The sequence below is a fragment of the Klebsiella sp. NPDC088457 genome (assembly GCF_044900465.1).
In the GTDB taxonomy this organism is placed as follows: Bacteria; Pseudomonadota; Gammaproteobacteria; order Enterobacterales; family Enterobacteriaceae; genus Klebsiella.
Window position 1 is genome coordinate 25,036 of record NZ_JBJDNH010000021.1, and the last position, 26,957, is coordinate 51,992.

Here is a 26,957-nt window from a genome sequence, read left to right on the forward strand (position 1 = left end):
TGTTAATGTGTTTTGTGTTTCTGGTTAAAAAGGTTGCTGTCAAAATGACAATGATTAAAATAGTCGTTATGACAATGGTCACTGTCAAAAAGACAATGAGGCGACGATGAGCTTTTCCGTGGACGTGCTGGCGAAAATCGCCATTGATTTACAAAGCGATATTGGTCATGCCGACCGTTTTTCGCGACTGATCGCCACCCTGCGGCAGGCGCTGGGCTGCGATGCCTCGGCGCTGCTGCGCTATGACGCGCGTCAGTTCGTGCCGCTGGCCATCGACGGGCTGGCTCAGGATGTGCTGGGGCGGCGTTTTGCGCTGGAAGGGCATCCGCGGCTGGAGGCCATTGCCCGCGCCGGCGACGTGGTGCGTTTCCCGGCGGACAGCGATCTGCCCGATCCCTATGACGGGCTGATTCCAGGCCAGGAGAGCCTGAAAGTTCACGCCTGCGTGGGGCTGCCGCTGTTCGCCGGGCAAACGCTGATCGGCGCGCTGACCCTCGACGGGATGGATGCCGACCGTTTCGACAGCTTCAGTGATGAAGAGCTGCGCCTGATTGCGGCGCTGGTGGCGGGGGCGTTGAATAATGCGCTGCTTATCGCCCGCCTGGAGAATCAGAACGTGCTCCCGGAGGCGAACGTAAGCTATTCGCCTGCCGAACGTCAGGAGATTATCGGCCTGTCGGCGCCGATGCGGCAGCTGAAAAAAGAGATCGATATTGTCGCCGCGTCGGATTTGAACGTGCTGATTAGCGGCGAAACCGGCACCGGTAAAGAGCTGGTGGCGAAAGCGGTGCATCAGGGGTCGCCGCGCGCCGCCAATCCGCTGGTCTATCTCAACTGCGCGGCGCTGCCGGAGAGCGTGGCGGAGAGCGAGCTGTTCGGGCATGTGAAAGGGGCCTTTACCGGGGCGATCAGCAACCGCAGCGGCAAGTTTGAAATGGCCGATAACGGCACCTTATTCCTCGATGAGATCGGCGAACTGTCGCTGGCGCTGCAGGCCAAGCTGCTGCGCGTATTGCAGTATGGCGATATCCAACGCGTCGGCGACGATCGCAGCCTGCGGGTTGACGTGCGGGTGCTGGCGGCCACCAACCGCGATCTGCGCCAGGAGGTGGTTGCGGGGCGCTTTCGCGCCGATTTGTACCACCGCCTGAGCGTGTTTCCGCTGTCGGTTCCGGCGCTACGCGATCGGGAAGATGACGCGGTGCTGCTGGCGGGCTATTTCTGCGAACAGTGCCGTTCGCGGATGGGGCTGGCGCAGGTGCTGTTAAGCGACGCGACGCGGGCGAAGCTGCGCGAGTGGCCGTGGCCCGGCAACGTGCGCGAGCTGGAACATGCGATTCACCGTGCGGTGGTGCTGGCAAGGGCGACGCAGGCCGGCAATGACGTACGGCTGGAACCGGCGCATTTTCAGTTTGCCGGCGATGTGCCTGAGCGGCCTGCCGCAACGCCGGCCGCGCCGCTGCGGGCGTTCAATCTCCGTGCGGCGACCGAGGCATTCCAGCGTGAGGCGATTGCCAGGGCGCTGGCGGATAACCAGCGTAACTGGGCGGCGGCGGCCCGTGCCCTGGAACTGGACGTCGCCAACCTGCACCGGCTGGCGAAGCGTCTGGGGCTTAAAGAATCCCGGCCTGATAAAAGTTCTGCAGGTTAATCGCCCCCACCAGGTGACCGTTTTCATCGACCACCGGGGCGGCGCTGATTTTATGCTTCATCAGGCGCTCTTTGGCCTCCACCGCACGGCTCTGCGCCTGTAAGGTGACGCCGTTGCGGGTCATGGCCGCGTTGACGACATCATCCAGGGTCCCGCCGCCCACCAGCCAGCGACGCAGGTCGCCGTCGGTGAAAACGCCCTGCACGCGGTTCTGCGCATCGCAAACCGCGACCAGCCCCAGCCCGGTGCGGCTCAGCTCCAGCATCGCGTCCATGACCCGGGTGTCGAGATCGACGCGCGGCACATCGGCATCGCGGCGCATCAGATGGTGTACTTTATTCAGCAGGCGCGCGCCAAGCGCGCCGGCAGGGTGCGAACGGGCGAAATCTTCTTCATTGAAACCGCGCGCCTGCATCACCGCCATCGCCAGCGCATCGCCGAGCATCAGGGTGTTGACGGTACTGGAGGTTGGGGCAAGATGCATCGGGCAGGCTTCGCGCTCCACGGAGATATCCAGCACCGCCTTCGCCGCCAGCGCCAGCGGGGAGGCGGGTTTACCGGTCATTGCCAGCAGGGGAATGGCTTTCTCTTCCAGGCGCGGGACGATTAAATCCAGCTCTTTGGCGCCGCCGGAGTAGGAGATAAACAGCATCACATCGCGGCTATCGATCATCCCGAGGTCGCCGTGCAGCGCTTCCGCCGGGTGGACGAAAAAGGCGGGCGTTCCGGTACTGGCGAAGGTCGCCGCCAGCTTTTTACCGATATGGCCTGATTTACCGATGCCGGAAACGATCAGTTTTCCCTCGCAGTGGATGATGGTTTCCGCCGCACGGATGAAGTCGTCGCCCAGGCGTTCAGGCAGGCGGCTGGCCTCCTGTAGCTCCAGTAACAGGGTCTGGCGTCCGGCTTCTAACAGAAAGTTACTCATGATCTTCTCCAGTAATAATCACTTCAATGCCTTTCGCTTCCAGCGCCCGCTGGAATGTCGGATCGATACCGGCATCGGTAATTAGCTTATCCACGCGCTCAAGGCCGCAGACGATATTCGGGCTTTTACGACCAAACTTTGATGAATCGGCCATCAGAATCACTTCCCTCGCGGCATTGCACATCGCTTTACTGACGGTATAGACCTCGTTGAAGGTGGTGACGCCCGCGTTCAGATCGATGCCGTCGGTGCCCATAAACAGTTTGTCGAAGCTGAACTGCTCGAAGGCGTTTTCCGCCAGCTGTCCGTGAAAGGAGGCTGATTTTTTACGAAAGGTGCCGCCGGGCATCAGAATCGTTTGTTCATTATCCAGTTCGGAGAGGGCGTTGACGATATGCAGGCTGTTGGTCATCACCGTGATGTTATTGAAGCAGCTGAGCAGCGGCACCATTTGCAGCACCGTGCTGCCGGCATCAAGGATGATCGAGTCGCCGTCGTGGATATAGCGTACGGCCATTTCGGCGATCAGCGCTTTTTTGTCGGTATTGATGAGCGTTTTGTGATCGATAGGCGGGTCGGGCTCGTCTTTGTTAAGAACCACTCCGCCATAGGTTCGAATGACGGTGCCGGCATTTTCGAGGATCACCAGATCCTTACGGATGGTGGTGCCGGTGGTTCCGAAGTGTTGCGCCAGCTCTTCAACCGAGCATTTACCCTGCGACTGCAGGTGCTCAACAATGGCTGCCTGGCGCTGACGTGGTTTCATAGCGGTGGTATCCTATCCTGCGTTAAGTTTCGAAGTGATAATTTCGCAAGATATTTACTTTTACAACGAAATTATACATGTTTCGGTTTAAGCGCTAATGATAGTGCATTCTGACAGAGAGGATCCTGGGGAAAGATCATATCTGGCCGCAATTCCTCGCGGAGTTTTCCGCTGATCGCCGGGATTTTCCGCGGGCGAGCGAAGACGGTCAGGCCTTTCATCAGCAGGGTATCGCTCACGCGGTCGTGGTCATCGAATGCGATGGCGACGATGGCACGCGGTTTGAAGTGGCCCGTTGAACGGCCCACGCCGACGCGGCCCTGCTGGCAGAGCCGATCGAAGGCGCGGTTAAACAGACGAATCTGCCAGCCGCCGAGGGCCAGCTGTGCCAGCCAGGCGATGGCGGCGACGGTGATCAGGGCGCTAACCATAATCTTCTCCTGAATATGTACCCGGTAAACCCGGGAGGCGAGATGAGGGCGGAATCCTGTTGCCCCGGCGCAGCGCGAGCCGGGGCGACAACGGGTTAAAACATCACCTGGCCACCGGTGACGTTGATCGACTGCCCGGTGCAGTAGGAGGCCTGCGGGCTGGCATAAAACATCAGCACGTTCAGGACATCCTGATAGTCACAGCCGCGTTTCAGCGGCACCTTGTCGATGTAATATTGTTCAACCTCCTCTTCGGCGATCCCCAGCTTGCTGGCATATTGCGGCAGCAGGGACTGGAACATCGGCGATTTCAGCAGGTTGCCGAGCATCAGCGAATGGACGGTAATGCCATACTCCGCCAGGTCCAGCGCCAGCGACTGCGTTAATCCGACGCCGCCGAATTTCGCCGCGCTGTAGCCGGAGTTATGCTTGCTGCCCACTTTGCCGGATTTGGAGTTGATCTGAATAATGCGTCCCTGGATACCGTCGCGAATCATCAGGCGTGAAAATTCGCGGGCGCACAGGAAATAGCCCACCAGATTCACCTGCAGCGACCGGTCGAAGTCGCCGAGGGCGAAATCGCTGATAAAGGCCGCTTTGGCGATCCCGGCGCTGTAGACCAGCAGATCCACGCGGGCGAAAATCTCGTCCACGCCGCGGGCGAGGGCGGTCACGCTGGCCTCGCTGGTCGCATCGGCGCTGAAGCCGTATGCCATCCCTTCGCCGAATTCGGCGTTGATGGCCTGCGCGACGCGCGTGGCTTTATCGCTTTGGATATCAACAACCGCCACGCGGTACCCCTGGGCGGCAAGGCCCCGGCACAGAAACTCTCCTAAGGTTTGTCCACCGCCAATGACAACAGCAACCTGACTCATAGTATTCTCCTTACCACTTAAGCAACAAATTTGAGTATGCAGCCGGGAGCGATGGCTTCCGGCACGGGGCCGGCCACGTGGACCGTCCCCGGAAATTCCGCCACGCGATGGCCGTCGAAGCGCAGCGTGATATGGCCCAGTTCCCGCAGATTCTGTTCGGCGACATCGCCAACGGCGGTGACCGGATAGCGCCGCTCGCCAAGCTGGAGCTCTGCGCCCGGCGTCAGCGTGCCGGACAGCTCGCCGTGATTGTGAATAAAGCAATATTCCTCGATATCCGCCGGGGCGCCTTCGCGAAAGGTAATCAGCATCTCCTCATCCAGCGCCAGCGTTGCGCTGGCGCCGATGCGCGTTATGGTGGTCTGGTAAATCACGGTCATCTTCAGGAACCTCTTATTGGTAAATAAATCCGGAAACAAACCAGGCGATCAGCACCGTTGGCGCACCGGTCAGGAACCGACTCACCAGCACCGAAGGCACGCCGACGCGCACCGTGTCCTGACGCGCCTCGGCAAGGGACAGGCCTACCGGGATAAAGTCGCAGGCGGCCTGGGCGTTGATGGCGAACAGCGCCGGTAGCGCAAGGTGGGGAGGAATATTGCCGAGGCCAATCTGCACGCCAATCAGCACGCCAATGACCTGGGCGATGACCGCGCCAGGGCCGAGAAACGGCGACAGCAGCGGGAAGGAGCAGATCAGCGCCAGCGTCACCAGCCCCAACGGATGGCTGGCCAGCGGCGCCAGGCCGTGGGCAATCCAGTCGCCGATGCCGGAGGCCATAATGATGCCGATCAGCGCCGAGACGAAGGCCATAAACGGCAGAATTGTCTTCAGCACCGTGTCGATGGTGTCGCGCCCGGACTGAAATAGCACCGCCACCACGGAACCCATTCCCATGCCGACCTTGGCCAGCAGGCCATCGCTTTGTTCGGTAATCTTTTTACTGGTGTCGTAATCGCGCGGCGCGGGTTTGCCCGGTTTTGCCTCGGGCTGCGCTGAGCCGCTGTCGCCCAGCGCGTGAACGTTCTCTTCTTTTACGCCGGAGACGTAAATATCTTCGACGATGTACTGCGCCAGCGGGCCGGACTTGCCGGTGGCGTGGATATTCACGGTGGGGATGCGGCGCTTCGGATAGAGTCCGCAGCGCAGCGTACCGCCGCAGTCAATAATGGCGACGCCAATCTCCTCTTCCGGCGGCTCGCCCTCTTTGAAACCGTCCACGGCCTGCCAGCCGGTCAGCTTCGCGATTTTGTCGACGATGGCCGGGCGAGTTCCGGCGGTAATGTAGACGATTTTTTTACCGGCAACGGCCTCCAGCTCAAGCGGGCCGCCCCAGCCGCTGGCGCCTTTTTCAATACGAATACGCATCATGATGTTGCTCCGGACAGACGGACTTTCTGTTCAAGTTGGATGGCCATTTTTTTCTCAAAGATCGACGTGGTCAGATCGGTGACCCAGCCGCGGAAGAAGTTGGTGACCAGCCCCACCAGTAAATAGCTCACCGCCAGCGGCCCTAACGGCAGGCCAAGGGTGGTCAGCCCGCTGGCGACGCCGAGGTAGACAAACAGCTCGCCGGGGTTGATATGCGGGAACAGACCGTTCATCGAATGGCAGCTGTAAGAGGCCGCCGCATAGTAGCTGGGCTTGTACTTCTCAGGCATAAAGCGCCCGAGGCTGAGGGTCATCGGGTTACAGAATACGAAGGTGCCGATGCAGGGTAGCAGCAGATAGCGGGAGATCGGGTTACCGGCGCAACGTTGTGCCAGCTTTTCGATCCGCTGCTGACCGATAAAGTTGATCAGCGCGTTCATGATCACCAGCAGACTGATCAGCAGAGGCAGGATCCCGGTGACCATACCGGTAAACACCTCGCCCCCCTTCTGAAACAGGCCGATAAACCATTCGGCGCCGTGGGTAATGACTTCAATCATTGTTCTCTCCTTCAGAGTGTTATTTTTCTTGCTAACTGGCAGTTGATTTTAATCACTTTGAAAGATTTAAAAGTGTTAGTTTGATCGCAAAATGAAAGATAAATATTTTATTTTGAAAGATTATGAGCGAAGAGGACCGATTTTCACCGCCACAAAGGGGGAAGGTAGCGATAGGGATAAACCGCAGAAGGGAAGGGCGAGGGGACAATTTCGTCGGCAAATCGCTTGCCGCTTCCTTGTTTACGGGCGCATGTTTTACCATAATTATCCTTTGCCGAATTTGTTAAATGGATGTCCCATGCTGAAGCGTCGCTATCTGGCTTTATTCCCCTTGTGTGTTCTCCTCGCTGCCTGTAGCAGTAAACCTAAAGCCACCGCGCAAGCGGAGACGACAGGAGGCGGCGGTTTTCTGCTCGAACCGCAGCATAATGTGATGCAAATGGGGGGCGACTTCGCCAATAACCCGGCGGCGGAGCAGTTCATCGATAAGATGGTGAGCAAACACGGCTTCGACAGGCAGCAGCTCCATGAAATCCTCTCCCAGGCCAAACGTCTGGATTATGTTCTGCGCCTGATGGATCGCCAGGCGCCGAGCGGGCTGCCGCCCACCGGGCCGAACGGCGCCTGGCTACGCTACAAAAAACAGTTCATCACCCCGGATAACGTGCAGAACGGCGTGGTGTTCTGGGATCAGTATCAGGACGCGCTGAACCGCGCCTGGCAGGTTTACGGCGTACCGCCGGAAATTATCGTCGGGATCATTGGCGTGGAAACCCGCTGGGGACGGGTGATGGGTAAAACCCGCATCCTTGATGCGCTGGCGACCCTTTCCTTTAACTACCCGCGCCGCGCTGAGTATTTTTCCAGCGAGCTGGAAACCTTCCTGCTGATGGCGCGCAACGAACAGGATGACCCGCTGGATCTGAAAGGTTCTTTCGCTGGCGCGATGGGTTACGGCCAGTTTATGCCGTCTTCATACCGGCAGTATGCGGTGGATTTCAACGGCGACGGGCACATTAACCTGTGGGATCCGGTGGACGCTATCGGGAGCGTGGCCAACTACTTCAAACAGCACGGCTGGGTGAGCGGCGATCCGGTCGCGGTGCAGGCGCTGGGCCAGGCGCCGGGCCTGGATAATGGCTTCAAAACGCAATACAGCATTTCCCAGCTCACGGCGGCGGGCCTGACGCCGACGCAACCGCTGGGGAACCACCGGCAGGCCAGCCTGCTGCGGCTGGATGTCGGTACCGGCTATCAATACTGGTACGGGCTGCCGAACTTCTACACCATCACCCGCTATAACCACAGCACCCACTACGCGATGGCCGTCTGGCAGCTGGGTCTGGCCGTTTCGCAGGCCCGCGGATAGTCCTCCTGCCTTGTCGCTCCCCTCTGCCATGAGGGGAGCCTGTTACATTTTGCAGCATTTCCTTTCGTTGCCGCTGATTTACATTTTTCTGTCGATCCAATAATGTTATGTTATAACATATTTACTGGGGCAGGAAAGGTGACTTCTCTTTTTATGACTTCCGCGGCGGTACGTGTGGGTATCGCCTGCGCGTTACTGGCGGTGCTGTGGTTGGCAAGCTGGTGGGCGGTAGCCCTGCCATGATTGAACTGGATCATCTGGTTGCGGGTTACGAAGAGCTGGCGATTACGCCGGCGCTGAATGGGGTGATAGCTGCGGGTAGCTTGACGGCTATTGTCGGGCTGAACGGCTGCGGTAAATCGACGCTACTGAAAACGCTGGCCGGTTTTATTCCTCCGGTGAGCGGCAGGCTGCGCTGGACAAGGTCGCGCCCGGTCATTGGCTGGCTGGCGCAGCGCCACGCTCTGGAATCGCAGTTTCCTCTGACGGTACGGGATGTGGTGAGCCAGGGCGCCTGGCCGCACGTCTCGTTGCTACGCGGAATAGGCAAAGACTTCCGCCGGCGCATCGGCGCGGCGCTGGAGCGGGTGGGGCTGGCATCCATGGCGACAACGCCGATCGAAGCGCTTTCCGGTGGCCAGTTCCAGCGCATGCTGTTTGCCAGGGTGATGGTGCAGCAGGCGCCGCTGGTGATGCTTGATGAGCCCTTTACCGGGATTGATGAATCAACCAGCCGTGAGCTGATGACGCTGATCCTCGAGATGCACCAGCAGGGGCAGACGGTGCTGGCGGTGCTGCATGATAACCACCGTGTCGCGGAGCATTTCCCGGAAACGCTGCTGCTGGAACCGCAGCGCGCCCGCTGGGGCGATACCGATGAGGTCCTTCCCGCCTTCGGCTCTGCGAGGCTGGCATGATCTGGCATACCTTTTTTCAGCCTTTTATCGAGTTCGGCTTTATGCGCCGGGCGTTGCTGGTGTGCCTGGCGCTCTCCCTGAGCACCACCATGCTGGGGGGCTTCTTACTGCTGCGCCGGATGAGCCTGATGGGCGATGCGCTGTCGCACGCGATTTTACCCGGCGTGGCGGTGGGTTACCTGGTCAGCGGGATGTCGCTGCTGGCGATGACTATCGGCGGCTTTATCGCCGGCATTGTGGTGGCGCTGGTGGCGGGCTGGGTCAGTCGGCGCACGCCGCTGAAAGAGGATGCCAGCTTTGCCGGGTTCTATCTGGGATCGCTGGCGCTGGGGGTGACCCTGGTTTCGCTGCGCGGCTCCAGCGTTGATCTGCTGCATTTGCTGTTCGGTTCGATTCTGGCGGTCGATAACGACGCCGCGCTGTTTGTCTCCGGGGTCGCCAGCCTGACGTTAATCTGCATTGCGCTGCTTTATCGGGGGCTGGTGAGTGAAGCCTTTGATAGCGCCTGGCTACAGGTGAACAGCCCCCGATTGCCGGCGCTATTGCACGGTCTGTTCCTGGCGCTGCTGGTACTGAACCTGGTGGCGGGGTTCCAGGTGCTGGGGACGCTGATGGCGGTGGGGGTGATGATGCTGCCGGCGGTCGCCGCGTGCTGCTGGGCGCGTACGCTGCCGGGCACCCTGCTGCTGGCGGCGCTGATTGGCGGCTTCTGCGCCTGGATGGGGTTGAGCCTGTCGTGGACGGCGAATTTACCCGCCGGGCCGTCGATTGTGCTGACCGCCAGCGGGATCTTTTTTATTTCGGTGTTTTTTGGCACGCGCAGCCGACTGGTCGTCAGCTGGCGCAAATTAATGGGGTAAGGAAATATGATGAAACGTACCGCAGTCATCCTGGCGCTGGCATTAGGGCTGGCAACGCAGGGGGCGATGGCGAAAACGCTCAACGTGGTCAGTAGCTTTTCAGTGCTTGGCGATATGGTGCAGCAGGTGGGCGGCGAGCATGTGCAGGTGAGTACGCTGGTCGGCCCGGACGGCGATCCGCATACCTTTGAACCTTCGCCGCAGGACAGCGCGCTGCTCAGCAAGGCGGATGTGGTGGTGGTCAACGGCCTCGGTCTGGAAGGATGGGTCGATAGATTAATTAAAGCTTCGGGCTTTAAAGGCGAGCTGGTGGTGGCCTCAAGCGGAGTGAAAACGCACACTCTGGATGAAGATGGTAAAACGGTCACCGATCCGCATGCCTGGAACAGCGCCGCGAACGGCGCGCTCTACGCGCAGAATATCCTCAACGGACTGGTGAAAGCCGACCCGCAGGATCAAGCCGCGCTGGAAGCGTCCGGACAGCGTTATATCAGCCAGCTGAAGGAGATCGACGGCTGGGCGAAGAGCCAGTTTACCGCGATTCCGGTGGCTAAACGCAAGGTTCTGACCAGCCATGATGCCTTTGGTTACTTTGGTCGGGCCTATGGCGTGACCTTCCTTGCGCCGCAGGGATTGTCATCGGAAAGCGAAGCCAGCGCGGCGCAGGTCGCGGCGTTGATTAAACAAATCAAGGCCGATGGCGTGCGGACCTGGTTTATGGAGAACCAGCTCGACCCGCGGCTGGTGAAACAGATTGCGAACGCGACAGGGGCGCAGCCGGGCGGCGAGCTGTACCCGGAAGCGCTGTCGAAACCCGGCGGCGTGGCGGATAGCTATGTGAAAATGATGCGCCACAACGTAGAACTGATCGCGGCCAGCATGAAGTAACAGGCTCTTTTTGCGGTCCCGCGTGTGTCGGGGCCGCCCATTTTCGCAAGCCTCCTCGTAAATTCATCACCTCATCCCCATATCTGTGCTGAAAGTGCTATCTTTGATGGCCTCTTTATCTGGCTTAAACGGGGCGATAATGACAGATTCGGAATTAATGCAACTGAGCGAACAGGTTGGGCTGGCGCTGAAAGCCCGCGCCGCGACGGTGACGACGGCGGAGTCCTGTACCGGCGGCTGGATTGCGAAAGCGCTCACCGATATTGCCGGCAGCTCAGCATGGTTTGAACGCGGGTTCGTGACCTACAGCAACGAAGCTAAATCGCAGATGATCGGCGTCAGCGAAGTGACGCTGCTCGAGCACGGCGCGGTGAGCGAGCCGGTGGTGGTCGAGATGGCGGTAGGCGCGCTGCGCGCTGCGCGCGCCACCTATGCTATCTCGGTGAGCGGCGTCGCCGGCCCGGACGGCGGCAGCGCGGAAAAGCCTGTCGGAACCGTGTGGTTTGCCGTCGCCTGCGCGAACGGGCAGGGCGTCACCCGATGTGAATGTTTCGCCGGTGACCGGGAAGCGGTGCGCCGCCAGGCCGCGGCGTATGCCTTGAAACTCCTCTGGCAACAATTTCTACAAAACACTTGATACTGTATGACCATACAGTATAATTGCCTCAACAGAACAGAATTCACCACCCGGTTCCACCCGGCATGACAGGAGTAAAAATGGCTATCGACGAAAACAAACAGAAAGCGTTGGCGGCAGCACTGGGCCAGATTGAAAAACAGTTCGGCAAAGGCTCCATCATGCGCCTGGGTGAAGACCGTTCCATGGATGTGGAAACTATCTCCACCGGCTCGCTTTCACTGGATATCGCCCTCGGCGCCGGCGGTCTGCCGATGGGCCGTATCGTCGAGATCTACGGGCCAGAATCGTCCGGTAAAACGACGTTGACCCTGCAGGTGATTGCCGCCGCGCAGCGCGAAGGCAAAACCTGCGCCTTTATCGATGCGGAGCACGCGCTGGACCCTGTTTATGCGCGCAAACTGGGCGTAGATATTGACAATCTGCTGTGCTCTCAGCCGGACACCGGTGAGCAGGCGCTGGAAATCTGTGATGCGCTGGCGCGCTCTGGCGCGGTAGACGTTATCGTCGTCGACTCCGTGGCGGCACTGACGCCGAAAGCGGAAATCGAAGGCGAAATCGGCGACTCTCACATGGGCCTCGCGGCGCGCATGATGAGCCAGGCGATGCGTAAGCTGGCGGGTAACCTGAAGCAGTCCAACACCCTGCTGATCTTCATCAACCAGATCCGTATGAAAATTGGCGTGATGTTCGGTAACCCGGAAACCACCACCGGTGGTAACGCGCTGAAATTCTACGCCTCCGTGCGTCTGGATATCCGCCGTATCGGGGCGGTGAAAGAGGGCGATAACGTCGTGGGTAGCGAAACCCGCGTGAAAGTGGTGAAAAACAAAATTGCCGCGCCGTTCAAACAGGCCGAATTCCAGATTCTTTACGGCGAGGGGATTAACTTCTTCGGAGAGCTGGTTGACCTGGGTGTGAAAGAGAAGCTGATTGAGAAAGCTGGCGCATGGTACAGCTACAACGGCGACAAAATTGGTCAGGGTAAAGCGAACGCTATCTCCTGGCTGAAAGAGAACCCGGCTGCGGCAAAAGAGATCGAGAAAAAAGTTCGTGAACTGCTGCTGAACAACCAGGATGCCACTCCGGACTTCGCGGTTGACGGCAACGGAGCGGGTGCAGAAGAAACCCACGAAGATTTCTGATAATCTTCGGAAAAGACGACTAAGGGCTGCGGATGCAGCCCTTTTGCTTTTGGATTGCCGAGGTGCCTGTGACTGAACCTTCATCCCGCCGTTCCGGCTACGCCCGCCTGCTGGACCGCGCGATTCGTATTCTGGCCATGCGCGACCATAGCGAACAGGAGCTGCGGCGTAAGCTTGCCGCCCCGGTACTGGGGAAAAATGGCCCTGAAACGCTGGACGTGACGCCGGAAGAGGTGGATACCGTCATCGCCTGGTGCCGCGAAAACCGCTACCTCGATGACGGCCGTTTCGTCCGTCAGTTCATCGCCAGCCGCAGCCGCAAAGGCTATGGCCCGGCGCGCATTCGTCAGGAGCTTAACCAGAAAGGTATTCCACGTGACGTCAGCGAAAGCGCCATGCGCGAGTGCGACATCGACTGGGTGGCGCTGGCGAAAGCGCAGGCGCAGCGCAAGTTTGGCGAACCGCTACCAACGGCATTTGCCGAAAAAGTTAAAATCCAGCGCTTTTTACTGTACCGCGGCTATTTGATGGAAGATATTCAGGAAATCTGGCGAAATTTTGCAGATTGACCCATCGGGTATTTTACTTCCCCGTAAAGAAAACTTATCTTATCCCCACTTATTTCCGTGAGGTAGCCTGCCGGTTGCAAAACCGGGCAGTCGCTTCCTGCGACATTTCGTTAGCTTGATTTCAGGATAATTATGAGCAAGAGCACCGCTGAGATCCGTCAGGCGTTTCTCGATTTTTTCCATAGCAAGGGACATCAGGTAGTTGCAAGCAGCTCCCTGGTGCCGCACAACGACCCGACCCTGCTGTTTACCAACGCCGGGATGAACCAGTTCAAGGATGTTTTCCTGGGTCTCGACAAACGTCATTATTCTCGCGCGACGACCGCGCAGCGTTGCGTGCGTGCGGGCGGTAAACACAACGATCTGGAAAACGTCGGTTACACCGCGCGTCACCATACCTTCTTTGAAATGCTGGGTAACTTCAGCTTCGGCGATTACTTCAAGCAGGATGCCATCAAGTACGCATGGGAACTGCTGACCGGTGAAAACTGGTTTGCGCTGCCGAAAGATAAACTGTGGGTAACCGTCTACGAAACCGATGACGAAGCCTTTGATATCTGGGCTAATGAAGTCGGCGTTCCGCGGGAACGTATCATTCGCATTGGCGACAATAAAGGCGCGGCATTCGCTTCTGACAACTTCTGGCAGATGGGCGATACTGGCCCGTGCGGCCCGTGCACCGAAATCTTCTTCGACCACGGCGACCACATCTGGGGCGGTCCTCCGGGGAGCCCGGAAGAAGATGGCGATCGCTACATCGAAATCTGGAACATCGTTTTCATGCAGTTTAACCGTCAGGCTGACGGTACCATGGAGCCGCTGCCGAAGCCGTCCGTCGACACCGGTATGGGTCTGGAGCGTATCGCTGCCGTTCTGCAGCACGTGAACTCCAACTATGACATCGACCTGTTCCGCAACCTGATCGCGAACGTGGCGAAAGTCACCGGCGCCACCGATCTGACCAACAAGTCGCTGCGCGTTATCGCTGACCATATTCGTTCCTGCGCGTTCCTGATTGCCGATGGCGTGATCCCGTCGAATGAAAACCGTGGCTACGTGCTGCGCCGCATCATTCGTCGTGCCGTGCGTCATGGCAACATGCTGGGCGCGAAAGAGACCTTCTTCTGGAAACTGGTTGCCCCGCTGATTGAGGTGATGGGCTCCGCGGGTGAAGAGCTGAAGCAGCAGCAGGCCCAGGTTGAGCAGGTGCTGAAAACGGAAGAAGAACAGTTTGCCCGTACCCTGGAGCGTGGTCTGGCGCTGCTGGATGAAGAGCTGGCAAAACTGCAAGGCGACACCCTGGATGGCGAAACCGCTTTCCGTCTGTACGATACCTACGGCTTCCCGGTTGACCTGACCGCTGACGTCTGCCGCGAACGCAACATTAAAGTCGACGAAGCGGGCTTTGAAGCGGCGATGGAAGAGCAGCGTCGCCGCGCGCGCGAGTCCAGCGGTTTCGGCGCCGACTACAACGCGATGATTCGCGTTGACGGCGCATCCGAGTTTAAAGGCTATGACCACCTGGAACTGAATGCGAAAGTGACCGCGCTGTTCATCGATGGTAAAGCGGTTGATACCGTCGCAGCCGGCCAGGACGCGGTGGTGATTCTGGACCAGACGCCGTTCTATGCGGAATCCGGCGGTCAGGTGGGCGATAAAGGCGAACTGAAAGGCGCCGGCTTCTCCTTCGTGGTCAACGATGCGCAGAAATACGGTCAGGCCATCGGCCATATTGGTAAACTGACCAGCGGCGCGCTGAAAGTGGGCGACGCGGTACAGGCTGATGTCGATCGGGCTCGTCGCCAGCGTATTCGCCTGAACCACTCTGCGACTCACCTGATGCATGCCGCGCTGCGCCAGGTTCTGGGTACGCACGTGGCGCAGAAAGGCTCACTGGTGAATGACAAAGCGTTGCGCTTTGATTTTTCTCACTTCGAAGCCATGAAGCCGGAAGAGATTCGGGCGGTGGAAGATCTGGTCAATGCGCAGATCCGTCGCAACCTGCCGGTTGAAACCAACATTATGGATATCGATGCGGCGCGGGAGTCCGGCGCGATGGCGCTGTTCGGCGAGAAGTATGACGATCGCGTTCGCGTGCTGAGCATGGGTGATTTCTCCACCGAGCTGTGTGGCGGTACGCATGCCTCGCGTACCGGCGATATCGGCCTGTTCCGCATTACGTCTGAATCCGGGACCGCTGCGGGCGTGCGTCGTATTGAAGCCGTGACCGGTGAAGTTGCGATCGCTAACCTGCATGCGCAAAGCGATGTGCTGGGTGACATCGCCCACTTGCTGAAGGGCGACAGCCACAACCTCGGCGATAAAGTGCGTGCCGCGCTGGAGCGTACGCGTCTGCTGGAAAAAGAACTGCAGCAGCTGAAAGAGCAGGCTGCGGCGCAGGAGAGCGCAAATCTCTCCAGCAAAGCGGAAGAGATTAATGGCGTTAAGCTGCTGGTCAGCGAGCTGACCGGCGTTGAGCCGAAAATGCTGCGTACCATGGTTGATGACCTGAAGAACCAGCTGGGTTCAACGGTTGTCGTGTTAGCCACGGTAGCGGATGGTAAGGTTTCTCTGATTGCCGGTGTGTCTAAGGATGTGACAGATCGCGTGAAGGCGGGGGAGCTGGTTGGAATGGTCGCCCAGCAGGTGGGTGGCAAAGGAGGCGGTCGTCCGGATATGGCTCAGGCCGGTGGTACCGATGCGTCTGCACTCCCTTCAGCGTTAGCCAGTGTGAAAGGCTGGGTCAGCGCAAAACTGTAATAACTATAAATGCATAGATGCCGTGATCCCCGGATTACGGTATCGTGCGAGAGAAGCACTGATAACGATAAAGTCGGGTTGAAGTTGTGTATATCGGCTAAACTTAGGTTTAACAGAATGTGATGCCGTGACTGCTTACACCGTAAGGTGTTTGTCATCGCTTACTTTTTGGCGTTATATGATGGATAATGCCGGGATACGAGAGACCCGACTCTTTTAATCTTTCAAGGAGCAAAGAATGCTGATTCTGACTCGTCGAGTTGGTGAGACCCTCATGATTGGAGATGAGGTCACTGTGACAGTTTTAGGGGTTAAGGGTAACCAGGTTCGTATTGGCGTTAATGCCCCTAAAGAAGTCTCCGTGCATCGTGAAGAGATCTACCAGCGTATCCAGGCTGAAAAATCCCAGCAGTCCAGTTACTAAGGTTTTCGCGCCTCGCGATTCCGTGAGGCGCATCCCAACAGCCAGCGGTTTTTCTCACTTTTCTTCTCCTGCAGCCTCTATTTTTTTGTTTATTGCCTACCCTCCGCGACATTTATCTTTTGGCTTTCGCGAGCGGAACCCGCTGAATTCCTGTTGATAAAACACTCTTTTTGCCGTTTTTGCAGGCTAATTGCGCGGTAAGTGTGCAAACGGAAAAAGGTCTCGAAAAATTGTTTGACTTATAAGTACCAGAAAGTAATATGTGCGCCATCGCAGCGACGAAGAGCGGAAACAAGTTCTTCGAAGCACTCGTAAGAGGCGTGTGGTGAGGTGGCCGAGAGGCTGAAGGCGCTCCCCTGCTAAGGGAGTATGCGGTCAAAAGCTGCATCCGGGGTTCGAATCCCCGCCTCACCGCCATTTTGCATCCGTAGCTCAGCTGGATAGAGTACTCGGCTACGAACCGAGCGGTCGGAGGTTCGAATCCTCCCGGATGCACCATATTTTCCATTTCTTCAGCAATGAAGAGGTGGTGGGGGTAGCGGTAATAACCGCAGGCACCAGGAAGGATAACGTTGCGTAAGCAACGGCCCACAGGGCGAGGCGAAAGCCGAGTCATCCTCCCGGATGCACCATCTTACTCAGTGTGGCAAGTGTTAGTTGTGGCACTGACGCGTAGTAAAGCAAGTTCTCCCTGATGCATCCGTAGCTCAGCTGGATAGAGTACTCGGCTACGAACCGAGCGGTCGGAGGTTCGAATCCTCCCGGATGCACCATCTTTCCTGAGATAACAGTACGACTGTTGTTGCATGGTCTGCGAGATAATCGCCAGTACCTGGGAGGATGACGTTGTGTAAGCAACGGCGCCACAGGGTGAGGGAAGTGAGTCGTCCTCCCGGATGCACCATCTTCTCCGCGATAACAGCGGTAACGCTGAAATCAGTCGTAAAGCAGTTCCCCGATGCATCCGTAGCTCAGCTGGATAGAGTACTCGGCTACGAACCGAGCGGTCGGAGGTTCGAATCCTCCCGGATGCACCATCTTCTCCGCGATAACAGGAAGACTGTTGTTGCATGGTCTGCGAGATAATCGTCAGCGCCAGGGAGGATAACGTTGCGTCAGCAACGGCCCACAGGGCGAGGGAAGTGAGTCATCCGCCCGGATGCACTATCTTCTTTGGGTTAACAGCGGTAACGCTGAAATCAGTCGTAAAGCAGTTCCCCGATGCATCCGTAGCTCAGCTGGATAGAGTACTCGGCTACGAACCGAGCGGTCGGAGGTTCGAATCCTCCCGGATGCACCATCTTCTCCGCGATAACAGGAAGACTGTTGTTGCATGGTCTGCGAGATAATCGCCAGCGCCAGGGAGGATAACGTTGCATCAGCAACGGCCCACAGGGCGAGGGAAGTGAGTCATCCTCCCGGGTGCACCATCTTTTCTGTGAATTATCCTTATCTCGCGAAAATAATTTCCTTCCTTCTATCTGCGTTTTCTTGCAAAAAACTCTTCAGTCATCTCTGTTCGGCACTTCTCTTTTGAACTTTTTTATTGGCAAGTGATTCTTTCCACTATAATTTACCCGTATATTTCGGCCTGATTCGGGTGAGATGAGTGCAAGGAGAGAAATCCATGAAATGGTTCAAAGCAATACCTGCGTTTTGCGCGACGCTTCTGGTGGCCGTATCTTTGGCCGGTTGTGCCGGATCGTCCACCAAAGAAAGCACCGGTGGCTATATCGACGATACCGTCGTCACCACCAAAGTCAAAACCGCGCTGTTTAACGAAAAGGATATTAAGTCCACTGAAATCAGCGTGCAGACCTTTAAAGGGCGCGTGCAGCTGAGTGGCTTTGTCTCGTCGGCTAAGGATGCCAGCCGCGCGGTAGAAGTGACCCGCAGAGTTCAGGGCGTTCGCGTGGTTGAGAATGATTTAAAAATCAAATAAACCACCGCATTACGATGACAAAGGCGCCTGATGGCGCCTTTGTTGCTTCTCCAGCGGCCGCGACAATATGTGCCATTTGCGATAAAGTAACGTTTTCTTATCCGGTTTGTGAGAACACGATGTACGAACGTTACGCAGGACTGATCTTCGATATGGATGGCACCATCCTTGATACCGAGCCGACGCATCGTAAGGCGTGGCATGAGGTTTTAGGGCGTTACGGTATGCATTTCGACGAGCAGGCGATGGTCGCGCTCAATGGTTCTCCGACCTGGCGTATTGCCCAGGCGATTATCGAACTGAACCATGCTGATTTGGATCCGCACCGGCTGGCGCAGGAAAAAACCGCGGCGGTGAAAGCGATGCTGCTGGATAGCGTGCGTCCCTTACCGCTGATTGAGGTGGTCAAGGAGTGGCACGGCCGTCGGCCAATGTCGGTTGGCACCGGTAGCGAAAGCGCGGTTGCCGAGGCGCTGCTCGCCCATCTCGATCTGCGGCACTATTTCGCGGCGGTGGTGGCGGCCGATCATGTCCAGAACCATAAGCCGGCCCCTGATACTTTCCTGCTGTGCGCAGAACGCATGGGCGTTGCGCCGGAAAAATGCGTCGTTTTTGAAGATGCCGATTTTGGGCTACAGGCGGCGAAGCGTGCGGGGATGGACGCCGTGGACGTGCGCTTGCTGTGAGCGACGCTCTGTCGCTGATCTCGCTGCTTGCCAGCAGTTTTCTGAGCGCCACCTTACTTCCCGGCAATTCGGAAGTTGTGCTGGTCGCTATGCTACTTACGGGAGTCAGCCAACCGTGGCTACTGGTATTAATAGCAACAATCGGCAATAGCCTTGGGGGGGTAACTAACGTTATTCTGGGGCGTTTGTTTCCGCTGCGCAAAACATCGCGCTGGCAGGATAAAGCGTCCGGCTGGCTACGGCGCTATGGCGCGGTCACATTATTACTCAGCTGGGCGCCGGTTATCGGCGATTTGCTGTGTTTACTGGCGGGATGGATGCGCATTTCCTGGGGACCAGTACTTTTTTTCTTATGCCTTGGCAAAGCGTTACGCTATATCGTTATTGCGGCGCTAACGCTTCAGGGCATGACGTGGTGGCACTAATTGTGGAACTAAGACTATCCCGGCAGGCCGTTATGCATCTGCACCGTACGTGGGACAGGTCTCAACGGGCTGCAACAATAACATCTTCTGGAATAGCCTGTATGGTCACCATTACAATTATGCTTATTCAAACGATTTCGACAGGCGGGAGGTCAAATTGATCCCGGACGTATCACAGGCGCTGGCCTGGCTGGAAAAAAATCCACAGGCCCTGCAGGGTATCCAACGTGGTCTTGAGCGTGAAACGCTGCGCGTCAATGCCGATGGTTCACTGGCGACAACCGGTCACCCTCAGGCCCTGGGCTCGGCGCTGACCCATAAATGGATTACTACCGATTTTGCCGAGGCTTTGCTGGAGTTCATTACGCCAGTTGATGGCGATATTCAGCATATGCTGACCATTATGCGCGACGTTCATCGCTATACCGCGCGTCACCTGGGCGATGAACGGATGTGGCCGCTGAGCATGCCCTGCTATATTGCCCCTGGCCAGGATATCGAGCTGGCGCAGTACGGCACCTCGAATATCGGTCGCCTGAAAACGCTATATCGTGAAGGGTTGAAGAATCGCTATGGCGCGCTGATGCAAACCATCTCCGGCGTGCATTATAACTTCTCCCTGCCGATGGCATTCTGGCAGGCGAAATGCGGCGTTGCCGATGCGGAAAGCGGTAAAGAGGCGATTTCCGCCGGCTATTTCCGCTCGATCCGCAATTACTACCGCTTTGGTTGGGTGATCCCGTATCTGTTCGGCGCCTCTCCGGCTATCTGCGCGTCGTTCCTGCAAGGGAAACCGACGACGCTGCCGTTTGAGAAAGCGGAAAATGGCATGTACTACCTGCCTTACGCCACTTCTCTGCGCCTGAGCGATCTTGGCTATACCAATAAGTCGCAAAGCAATCTCGGAATTACGTTTAACGATCTGCATGAGTATGTGGCAGGATTGAAGCGGGCGATTAAAACCCCGTCGGAAGAGTATGCGCAGATTGGCCTGGAGAAAGACGGTAAGTACCTGCAAATCAACAGCAATATTCTGCAGATTGAGAACGAACTCTACGCGCCTATCCGTCCGAAACGCGTGACCCGCAGCGGCGAAACGCCTTCTGACGCGCTGCTGCGCGGCGGTATTGAATATATCGAAGTGCGTTCGCTGGATATTAACCCGTTCTCGCCGATTGGCGTTGACGAGCAGCAGGTTCGTTTCCTCGACCTGTTTATGGTCTGGTGCGTGCTGGCCGACGCGCCGGAAATGAGCAGCGATGAGCTCCTGTGTACGCGCGCCAACTGGAATCGGGTGATTCTTGAAGGGCGTAAACCGGGGCTGACGCTGGGCATTGGCTGTGAAAGCGCGCAGTTCCCGCTGTCCACGGTGGGTAAAGATCTGTTCCGCGATTTGCGCCGCGTGGCGCAAACCTTAGATAGCATTCACGGTGGTAAAGAGTATCAGCAGGTATGCGATGAACTGGTTGCCAGCTTCGACGATCCGCAATTAACTTTCTCAGCCCGCATTCTGCGTTCTATGCTTGAAGAAGGGATTGGCGGCACCGGTAGAGAGCTGGCCGATCATTATCGTACGATGCTGCGCGAAGAACCGCTGGAAATTTTGCGTGAAGAGGATTTTATCACCGAGCGCGAAGCGTCGGCGCTGCGTCAACAGCAGATAGAAGCGGAAGATAGCGAGCCGTTTGAAGCGCTGTTGGCAAGACACGCGTAGTAAAAAGCAGTACAAAAGAAAAAGGCCACATCAATGTGGCCAAACTTTCATCTCTGATTCAGGGATGATGATGATAATAAATGCGCGTCTTTCATCTACTCAGACTCGCGGGTGTAAGAAGAGTTCATTTTATTTTAAAAAAAATCACTATCGGAGGTGAAGAATGCCGTTGTTAGATAGTTTCACAGTCGACCATACTCGCATGGAAGCACCGGCGGTGCGCGTCGCGAAGAAAATGCACACGCCGCACGGCGATGAAATCACCGTGTTCGATCTGCGTTTCTGCGTGCCAAACCAGGAAGTGATGCCGGAAAGAGGTATCCATACTCTTGAGCACCTGTTCGCGGGCTTCATGCGCGATCACCTGAACGGCAATGGTGTGGAAATTATCGACATCTCTCCGATGGGCTGCCGCACGGGCTTCTATATGAGCCTGATCGGCACGCCGGACGAGCAGCGCGTAGCGGATGCCTGGAAAGCGGCAATGGCTGACGTACTGAAAGTGAAAGATCAGAAGCAGATCCCTGAACTGAACGTTTACCAGTGCGGCACCTATACCATGCACTCGCTGGAAGAAGCTCAGGAGATTGCCCGCCATATCATCGAGCGCGACGTACGTATCAACAGCAACGATGAGCTGGCGCTGCCGAAAGAAACCCTGCAAGAACTGCATATCTAGTTCTTCTGCCTCGGTCCGGCGATCTCCGTCGGGCCGAAATTCCTGCGCCGCATGTCGACGACCGTAACCTTCTCTTTTCAGCACCGCTCGCTGGTGCCCTTTGCCCACGATTACGCTCACGGTGAGAGTGAACCGTGGCATCAGCACGACTGCGCCCAGCTGTTACACATCCTCAGCGGCGTGGTGCGGGTGGAAACCCCGGCGGGCTACTGGGTTGTACCGCCAGGGCGTGGCGTCTGGCTGCCCGCGGGCACTCCCCACGCGCTGCGTATTACCGGTAAGGTCGCGGCGCGGACGCTGTTCATCGATCCGCTGGCCCGCGCCGATCTCCCTTCATCCTGCCAGATAGTCCAGCTCACGCCGTTGCTACGTGAGCTGATCGTCACTTCGCTGGCGCTGGCCGAGCGTTACGAACCCGGCAGCCGCGATGAGCGTGTCTATGAATTGATCCTCGATGAGATTCGCGGCATGACGGTGCTGCCGTTTGGCCTGATGGAGCCGCAGAGCGAGGCGCTGCGCCGTTTATGCCAGAAGGTGAGGGAAATGCCGGGTGAAACCTGGAGCAGCCAGCAGGCGGCGACAGAGAGCAATATGAGCGAACGGACGTTAAACCGTCGCTTTCAGCAGCAGACCACGCTGACCTGGAGTGAATGGGTGCGCCGGGCGAAGTTAATGGAGGCGTTGGTTCGCCTGGCGCAGGGGCAGTCGGTGCTGCGGGTGGCGCTGGATCTGGGCTACGGCAGCCACAGCGCCTTCAGCGCCATGTTTCGCCGGGTCATCGGCGTGGCGCCCAGCGATTACTTCCGTTCGCCGTAGCGCTCGCCTGCGCCGAGGGCATTGCACAGCGCCTGTAATGAGGCGCGCGCCACGTCATTATCGATGCCGACGCCCCAGCGGCTGCCGCCATCAGGGAAGATGCAGCGAATATAGGCCACCGAACGGCTGTCGCTGCGTTCGCCCAGGGTATGCTCGTGGTAATCCTTAATCACGAACGTTTGCCTGAGCAGCGCGCTGAGGCCGCTGGCGGCGGCGGAAAGCAGACCGTTGCCGTGGCCCTGCAGCCGGCGGATCTCGCCATAGGCCCTCAGCGTCGCCTGTAAAGAGAGCTGGCCGTCCTGCTGGCTATCGCTTTTATAGTCCAGCAGCGCCAGCGGCGGCTCGGCGACCAGGCCGTAGCGGCCACGAAACAGCTGCCACAGCGCATTTTGCGTCATCTCCTTGCCGTGGCTGTCTGTTTCACGTTGCACGTGCAGGCTGAAATCCTGCTGCAGCGCGCGGGGCAGCTTCAGTCCATGATTCTGTTCAATTAACCACGCGCTGCCGCTCTTGCCGGACTGGCTGTTGACGCGAATCACCGCCTCGTAGCTGCAGCCGATATCCTGCGGATCGACAGGTAAATAGGGCATCTCCCAGCGATCGCCGGGCCGCCGGGCATCAAACCCTTTCTTAATCGCATCCTGGTGCGAACCGGAAAAGGCGGTGTAGGCGAGGCTTCCGGCCCACGGATGGCGCGGGTGAACCGGCAGCTGATTACAGTTCTCCACCACTTCCACCACCCGTTTCATGTCCGGGAAGCTGAGGCGTGGGTCAATGCCCTGGCTGTAGAGGTTCATCGCCAGGGTGACCAGACAGACGTTACCGGTACGCTCGCCGTTACCAAACAGGCAACCTTCCACGCGATCGGCGCCCGCCATCACCGCCAGTTCGGCGCTGGCGACGCCGGTCCCCCGGTCGTTGTGCGGATGAACGCTGATGCAGACATCGGCGCGGCGGGAGAAATGGCGGCAGAAAAACTCAATCTGGTCGGCGTAAACGTTGGGCGTGTTAACCTCAACGGTGGCGGGCAGGTTAATAATCATCGGGCGTTCCGCACAGGGCTGCCAGATTTCCGCCACCGCTTCACAGATCTCAAGGGCAAACTCCGGCTCGGTAAAACAGAAGGTTTCCGGGGAATATTCATACTGCCAGCGGGTTTGCGGCTGCTGCTCGCACTGCTGGCGAATCAGACGGGTGGCGCGGGTGGCCAGCTCAATCACCTGCGCTTTTTCCATGCCAAAAACCAGCCGGCGAAACAGCGGCGCGGTGGCGTTATACAGGTGCACGGTGGCGCTGTGGGCATCGCGCAGGGATTCGAAGGTGCGCAGGATTAAATCCTCACGCGCCTGGGTCAGCACCTGGATGGTGACATCCTGCGGAATACGCTGCGTTTCAATCAGCTGGCGGACAAAGTTGAAGTCGGTCTGGGATGCCGACGGGAATGCGACTTCGATCTCTTTAAATCCGCACTCCAGCAGCAGGTTCCAGAACTGCAGTTTACGCGCGCCGTCCATCGGCTCGGCCAGCGCCTGGTTGCCATCGCGCAGGTCGGTGGAGAGCCAGCGCGGCGCATGGGTTATCGGGTTGTCCGGCCAGCGGCGGTCGGGCAGGGCAATCGGCGGCCAGGGGCGATATTTTTCGCCAGGGTTTTTCAGCATGATTCTCTCCTCATATCGGATCTTTATCCTGCAGAAGTCAGGAGAGGGCTGCTTTAGCAAAGTGGACAGAAACTAGCGCAAACTGGACAACCGGGCCGGTTTATCCGGCAATAAAAAAGGGATCCGCAGATCCCTTTTGATGCAACCTAGTGGGCGCCGCCGCCGCCGCCGCCCGCGCTGAAGGGCGGTTTGGCAAACCACACCAGACCGAGCAGGAGGATGAATATCGCCGCCGATAGCCAGAAAATTTCGTTGGCGGAGATAATCAGCCCCTGATTGGTTATCTGCTGCGCTATCCAGCCGGAGGCCTGCTGCTGGGTCAACCCCATGCCCTGTAGCTGATCGTACATCTGCTGGGCATTCGGGTTATACGGCGTCACCGATTCGGTGAGCTGCGCATGGTGCAGCGCCTCGCGGTTGCTCCACATGGTGGTGGTTATCGAGGTCCCGATAGAACCGGCGAGCGTACGGGTGAAGTTCGACAGGCTGGACGCCGCCGCCAGCCGCTCCGCCGGCAGGCCGGAGAGGGTGATGGTGGTCAGCGGCATAAAGAAGCAGGCCACCGCGAAGCCCTGAATAAACTGCGGCCAGGCCGATGCGCCGAAGTCCATGCCGGGTTCGAAGGTCCAGGCGCGCCAGTAGAAACAGACCGCGTACATAATAAAGCTGAAGGTCACCAGCCGACGCATATCGAGCTTATGGGCAAAGCGGCCGATAATCGGCGACAGGATTACCGGGATCACCCCGACCGGCGCCGAGGCCAGACCCGCCCAGGTGGCGGTATAGCCGTAGACCTCCTGCAGCAGCTGCGGCAGCAACACGATGGCGCCGAAGTAGAGCATATAGGCGAGGCTGATGCACAAACAGCCGATGGTGAAGTTGCGCGACTTAAAGAGCGAGAGGTCGACGATGGGGTTGTCATCGGTCAGCTCCCAGACGATAAGGAAGCTTATCGCTACCACCGCCACAATTGTCAGAATGACAATCTCCTGCGAGGCGAACCAGTCCAGCTCCTTGCCGCGGTCGAGCATGACCTGCAGGCTACCGATACCGATAACCAGCAGCGCCAGGCCGACGCCGTCGATCCGCCGCTGTTCGGTTCTGGTTTCGCGACTGCGCAGGGTCTGCAGTGTCATCACCACCACCGCGACGCCAATCGGGACGTTGATAAAGAATATCCAGCCCCAGTGGTAGTTATCGCTGATATAGCCGCCGAGAATCGGCCCGCAGATCGGCGCGACGATCACCGTCATCGACCACAGCGCCAGCGCGATAGAGCGTTTGGCCGGCGGATAGTTGCTGAGGAGCAGACTTTGCGACAGCGGGATCAGCGGACCGGCGACGATCCCCTGAATCACGCGGAAGAAAATCAGCATCGTCAGGCTGTTGGACATGCCACAGGCCCAGGAGGCGATGGCGAATGCTACCGTAGACCACAGGAACAGCTTCACTTCCCCGACGCGTTTTGCCAGCCAGCCGGTGATCGGAATGGAAATCGCGTTCGCCACCCCGAACGAGGTGATGACCCAGGTCCCCTGGCTCAAGGATGAGCCAAGGTTACCGGCGATGGTTGGAATAGCCACGTTGGCGATAGTGGAGTCCAGCACCTGCATGAAGGTCGCAAGCGACAGCGCGATGGTCATGATGACCAGCTGCGCGCCTTCCAGCGGTTTTTGCTGTTGCATTACGCTCACTCCGAATTATCCCGCGTTGGCCTGGATGATACCGTCGATCAGTTTATTCACCGGCTCAAGACCGATTTCACGAGCGTTACTTTCATAAACCGGAGATTGACGCGTCTGGTTGGCCAGCATCTCGCCGCTGCGATCGGTGGTGTTCACCTCGACCAGGGTGGAGAGACCAATGCGCAGCGGGTGTTCCGCCAGCTGTTTGGCATCCAGCTCGATACGCACCGGCAGACGCTGGACGACCTTGATCCAGTTGCCGGTGGCGTTCTGCGCCGGCAGCAGGGAGAACGCGCTACCGGTGCCCATGTCCAGCCCGACGACCTTGCCGGTATATTTGACGTCATCACCGTAAATATCGCTGACCACGGTAGCCGGTTGGCCGATACGCATATGCGCCAGCTGGGTCTCTTTAAAGTTTGCGTCGATCCACAGATTCGTTGCCGGCACCACGGCCATCAGCGGCGTGGTTGGGCTAATCTGGGCGCCGGGCTGCACGGAACGTCGGGAGACGTAGCCGCTAATCGGGCTGACGATTTTCGTACGCTGCAGCGCAAGCCAGGCGTTACGAACCTCGGTTGCCGCCTGCAGAACCGCAGGCTGCTGTTCCAGACGGGTGCCCATCACGATAGCCTGATTGGCGTTGAATTGCTGAACGGCGACATCCAGTTCAGCCTGGGCGCTGGCGACGGTATCGCGCGCATGCTGCAGCTCTTCACGGCCGATCAGGTTCGCCGCCCCCAGCGGGATGCGCCGGTTGAGATCGGTCTGCGCCTGAGCGAGCGCGGTTTTCTTGACGTCGATGTTCGCCTGCAGCTGTTTGCTGTTGATCATCTGCTGGCGCATCTGGCGTACGCTGGTGGCCAGCTGGGTTTGCGCTTTTTCAAACGCCTGCTGGGCATCGGTCTGGTCGAGGGTGACCAGCGGATCGCCCTGCTGGACGAAATCGGTGTTGTCGGCCCAGACTTTCGTCACGCTGCCGGAGACCTGCGCCATGATTTGCACCTGGTTCCCTGCCACGTAAGCGTCATCGGTTTCTTCATAATGACGCAGTACCAAAAACCAATAAATTCCGTATGCCACGGCAACAATAATAAAGAGCAATGTCAGCAACAAGAGGGCGCCTTTGCGCTTGCTTTTCTTGCTGTCCGGTTGCTGCGGGGTTTGCATCTCCGCATTTGCGCTCATGTTATTCTCCACG

General features: G+C 58.1%; 26 protein-coding genes and 5 tRNA genes. 21 read left to right on the forward strand and 10 right to left on the reverse strand.

The window, feature by feature from the left end; translation table 11 throughout:
• The first annotated feature begins 106 nt into the window (after positions 1–106).
• Positions 107–1,651, forward strand: a complete 1,545-nt coding sequence (norR, locus tag ACI2JR_RS14810) for a nitric oxide reductase transcriptional regulator NorR (protein ID WP_132730423.1) — start codon at positions 107–109, stop codon at positions 1,649–1,651.
• Here the strand turns inward: norR and gutQ are convergent.
• From gutQ to srlA, 7 genes are all read right to left on the reverse strand, one after another.
• The gene (gene gutQ, locus ACI2JR_RS14815; RefSeq protein ID WP_462478865.1) at positions 1,614–2,579 is read right to left on the reverse strand and encodes an arabinose-5-phosphate isomerase GutQ; all 966 of its coding nucleotides are present in this window, start codon (positions 2,577–2,579) and stop codon (positions 1,614–1,616) included. The genes norR and gutQ overlap by 38 nt on opposite strands.
• A complete protein-coding gene (locus ACI2JR_RS14820) occupies positions 2,572–3,345 on the reverse strand; it encodes a glucitol operon DNA-binding transcriptional repressor SrlR (protein ID WP_132730421.1) in 774 nt (257 codons plus the stop codon). Before ACI2JR_RS14820 ends, gutQ begins: the two co-directional genes overlap by 8 nt.
• A 71-nt stretch (positions 3,346–3,416) precedes the next feature.
• Positions 3,417–3,776, reverse strand: a complete 360-nt coding sequence (gene gutM, locus ACI2JR_RS14825; RefSeq protein ID WP_462478866.1) for a transcriptional regulator GutM — start codon at positions 3,774–3,776, stop codon at positions 3,417–3,419.
• Between the two features lie 95 nt (positions 3,777–3,871).
• Positions 3,872–4,651 carry a sorbitol-6-phosphate dehydrogenase gene (srlD, locus tag ACI2JR_RS14830; protein WP_462478867.1) on the reverse strand — a complete coding sequence of 260 codons (780 nt, stop codon included), beginning with the start codon at positions 4,649–4,651 and terminating at the stop codon, positions 3,872–3,874.
• Positions 4,652–4,668: 17 nt separating this feature from the next.
• Positions 4,669–5,031, reverse strand: a complete 363-nt coding sequence (srlB, locus tag ACI2JR_RS14835; protein ID WP_132730418.1) for a PTS glucitol/sorbitol transporter subunit IIA — start codon at positions 5,029–5,031, stop codon at positions 4,669–4,671.
• A 13-nt stretch (positions 5,032–5,044) separates the two neighbouring features.
• Positions 5,045–6,022, reverse strand: coding sequence for a PTS glucitol/sorbitol transporter subunit IIB (locus ACI2JR_RS14840; protein WP_462478868.1), 978 nt, complete (start codon positions 6,020–6,022; stop codon positions 5,045–5,047).
• Positions 6,019–6,582 carry a PTS glucitol/sorbitol transporter subunit IIC gene (gene srlA, locus ACI2JR_RS14845; RefSeq protein WP_132730416.1) on the reverse strand — a complete coding sequence of 188 codons (564 nt, stop codon included), beginning with the start codon at positions 6,580–6,582 and terminating at the stop codon, positions 6,019–6,021. The genes ACI2JR_RS14840 and srlA overlap by 4 nt, the downstream gene beginning before the upstream one ends.
• A gap of 298 nt (positions 6,583–6,880) precedes the next feature.
• Between srlA and mltB the strand changes: the two genes are divergently transcribed.
• The 20 genes from mltB (at position 6,881) to ACI2JR_RS14945 (ending at position 22,413) form a co-directional block, all read left to right on the forward strand.
• Positions 6,881–7,951: a lytic murein transglycosylase B gene (gene mltB / locus ACI2JR_RS14850; RefSeq protein ID WP_165905741.1), complete on the forward strand. Its 1,071-nt coding sequence runs from the start codon at positions 6,881–6,883 to the stop codon at positions 7,949–7,951.
• A gap of 206 nt (positions 7,952–8,157) precedes the next feature.
• Positions 8,158–8,868: a metal ABC transporter ATP-binding protein gene (locus ACI2JR_RS14855; protein WP_462478869.1), complete on the forward strand. Its 711-nt coding sequence runs from the start codon at positions 8,158–8,160 to the stop codon at positions 8,866–8,868.
• A complete protein-coding gene (locus tag ACI2JR_RS14860) occupies positions 8,865–9,728 on the forward strand; it encodes a metal ABC transporter permease (protein ID WP_462478870.1) in 864 nt (287 codons plus the stop codon). Before ACI2JR_RS14855 ends, ACI2JR_RS14860 begins: the two co-directional genes overlap by 4 nt.
• 9 nt (positions 9,729–9,737) lie before the next feature.
• Positions 9,738–10,616, forward strand: coding sequence for a metal ABC transporter substrate-binding protein (locus tag ACI2JR_RS14865; protein WP_132730604.1), 879 nt, complete (start codon positions 9,738–9,740; stop codon positions 10,614–10,616).
• A gap of 139 nt (positions 10,617–10,755) precedes the next feature.
• Positions 10,756–11,253 carry a nicotinamide-nucleotide amidase gene (gene pncC, locus ACI2JR_RS14870; RefSeq protein ID WP_462478871.1) on the forward strand — a complete coding sequence of 166 codons (498 nt, stop codon included), beginning with the start codon at positions 10,756–10,758 and terminating at the stop codon, positions 11,251–11,253.
• 80 nt (positions 11,254–11,333) lie between these two features.
• The gene (recA, locus tag ACI2JR_RS14875; protein ID WP_132730410.1) at positions 11,334–12,398 is read left to right on the forward strand and encodes a recombinase RecA; all 1,065 of its coding nucleotides are present in this window, start codon (positions 11,334–11,336) and stop codon (positions 12,396–12,398) included.
• Positions 12,399–12,466: 68 nt separating this feature from the next.
• Positions 12,467–12,967 (forward strand): recombination regulator RecX, encoded by a 501-nt coding sequence (gene recX / locus ACI2JR_RS14880; protein WP_462478872.1) that lies wholly within the window; start codon positions 12,467–12,469, stop codon positions 12,965–12,967.
• 132 nt (positions 12,968–13,099) lie between these two features.
• Entirely contained in the window at positions 13,100–15,727 is a 2,628-nt protein-coding gene (gene alaS / locus ACI2JR_RS14885) for an alanine--tRNA ligase (protein ID WP_132730408.1), read from the forward strand.
• 238 nt (positions 15,728–15,965) lie between these two features.
• Positions 15,966–16,151, forward strand: coding sequence for a carbon storage regulator CsrA (gene csrA, locus ACI2JR_RS14890; protein ID WP_000906486.1), 186 nt, complete (start codon positions 15,966–15,968; stop codon positions 16,149–16,151).
• A gap of 324 nt (positions 16,152–16,475) precedes the next feature.
• A tRNA-Ser gene (locus ACI2JR_RS14895) sits at positions 16,476–16,568 on the forward strand.
• A 4-nt stretch (positions 16,569–16,572) separates the two neighbouring features.
• Positions 16,573–16,649 (forward strand) — tRNA-Arg (locus tag ACI2JR_RS14900).
• 198 nt (positions 16,650–16,847) lie between these two features.
• Positions 16,848–16,924, forward strand: a tRNA-Arg gene (locus tag ACI2JR_RS14905).
• A 187-nt stretch (positions 16,925–17,111) separates the two neighbouring features.
• Positions 17,112–17,188 (forward strand) — tRNA-Arg (locus tag ACI2JR_RS14910).
• 186 nt (positions 17,189–17,374) lie between these two features.
• Positions 17,375–17,451, forward strand: a tRNA-Arg gene (locus ACI2JR_RS14915).
• 327 nt (positions 17,452–17,778) lie between these two features.
• Positions 17,779–18,093, forward strand: coding sequence for a BON domain-containing protein (locus ACI2JR_RS14920; RefSeq protein ID WP_132730407.1), 315 nt, complete (start codon positions 17,779–17,781; stop codon positions 18,091–18,093).
• Between the two features lie 119 nt (positions 18,094–18,212).
• Positions 18,213–18,779, forward strand: coding sequence for a fructose-1-phosphate/6-phosphogluconate phosphatase (yqaB, locus tag ACI2JR_RS14925; RefSeq protein ID WP_132730406.1), 567 nt, complete (start codon positions 18,213–18,215; stop codon positions 18,777–18,779).
• Positions 18,776–19,204 carry a YqaA family protein gene (locus tag ACI2JR_RS14930; protein ID WP_132730405.1) on the forward strand — a complete coding sequence of 143 codons (429 nt, stop codon included), beginning with the start codon at positions 18,776–18,778 and terminating at the stop codon, positions 19,202–19,204. The genes yqaB and ACI2JR_RS14930 overlap by 4 nt, the downstream gene beginning before the upstream one ends.
• A gap of 157 nt (positions 19,205–19,361) precedes the next feature.
• Complete coding sequence (gshA, locus tag ACI2JR_RS14935; protein WP_462478873.1) at positions 19,362–20,918, forward strand: glutamate--cysteine ligase; 1,557 nt, start codon at positions 19,362–19,364, stop codon at positions 20,916–20,918.
• A 163-nt stretch (positions 20,919–21,081) separates the two neighbouring features.
• On the forward strand, positions 21,082–21,597 hold the full coding sequence (gene luxS / locus ACI2JR_RS14940) for an S-ribosylhomocysteine lyase (RefSeq protein WP_132730403.1): 516 nt from the start codon (positions 21,082–21,084) through the stop codon (positions 21,595–21,597).
• Between the two features lie 51 nt (positions 21,598–21,648).
• The gene (locus tag ACI2JR_RS14945) at positions 21,649–22,413 is read left to right on the forward strand and encodes an AraC family transcriptional regulator (protein ID WP_462478874.1); all 765 of its coding nucleotides are present in this window, start codon (positions 21,649–21,651) and stop codon (positions 22,411–22,413) included.
• Here the strand turns inward: ACI2JR_RS14945 and leuA are convergent.
• From leuA to emrA, 3 genes are all read right to left on the reverse strand, one after another.
• Positions 22,395–24,071, reverse strand: a complete 1,677-nt coding sequence (gene leuA, locus ACI2JR_RS14950) for a 2-isopropylmalate synthase (RefSeq protein WP_132730401.1) — start codon at positions 24,069–24,071, stop codon at positions 22,395–22,397. The genes ACI2JR_RS14945 and leuA overlap by 19 nt on opposite strands.
• A gap of 146 nt (positions 24,072–24,217) precedes the next feature.
• Positions 24,218–25,756: a multidrug efflux MFS transporter permease subunit EmrB gene (gene emrB / locus ACI2JR_RS14955; RefSeq protein WP_132730603.1), complete on the reverse strand. Its 1,539-nt coding sequence runs from the start codon at positions 25,754–25,756 to the stop codon at positions 24,218–24,220.
• 15 nt (positions 25,757–25,771) lie between these two features.
• Positions 25,772–26,944: a multidrug efflux MFS transporter periplasmic adaptor subunit EmrA gene (gene emrA, locus ACI2JR_RS14960; RefSeq protein ID WP_132730400.1), complete on the reverse strand. Its 1,173-nt coding sequence runs from the start codon at positions 26,942–26,944 to the stop codon at positions 25,772–25,774.
• Positions 26,945–26,957: the final 13 nt, after the last annotated feature.